The organism is Neisseria sp. P0021.S006, from assembly GCF_051956895.1.
This window is the reverse complement of sequence record NZ_JBQCWZ010000870.1, coordinates 1-607: the sequence shown is the minus strand read 5'-3', so window position 1 is coordinate 607 and position 607 is coordinate 1. Positions and strand designations below refer to the sequence as shown.

Below are 607 nucleotides of genomic sequence, written 5' to 3'. Positions count from 1 at the left end.
TCGCGTCGCTCAGGGCAGTTACTTCATCACCGATGTCGTTAACTTTTTTACCCATGTCGGCAGTGTATTTTGCCAATTCTTCGAAGTCAGCTTTATCGGCTTTAGTTTCGATTGCTGCTGTGTTGGCGTCGATGTCTTGACGGTTAGCTTCTAAAGCGTCAGCTGCTGCTTTACCGGCTAATGCGAGATCACCGATGTCTTTATCCAAGCTGGCGATCGCATTATTGAAGCCTTCGTTAGCTTCTTTTTGCTCTTCAAGTTTGGCAGTATTTTCAGCGATTGCTGCTTTATTGGCGTCGATGTCTTGACGGTTAGCTTCTAAAGCGTCAGCTGCTGCTTTGCCGGCTAATGCGAGATCACCGATGTATTTTTTATTGGCATCAATATCTTTACGGTTGGCTTCCAAAGCCTCAGTTGCTTTCAGACCTGCTTGTGCCAAGTCAACGATGTCTTTATCGTGACGAGTGATAGCTGCGCTAGTCGCGTCGCTCAGGGCAGTTACTTCATCACCGATGTCGTTAACTTTTTTACCCATGTCGGCAGTGTATTTTGCCAATTCTTCGAAGTCAGCTTTATCGGCTTTAGTTTCGATTGCTGCTGTGTTGGC

General features: G+C 46.5%; 1 pseudogene. It reads right to left on the bottom strand.

What is annotated here, in order from left to right:
* A pseudogene (locus tag ACTHUM_RS17605) lies at nt 1-607 on the bottom strand (outer membrane insertion C- signal); the annotation flags it as partial.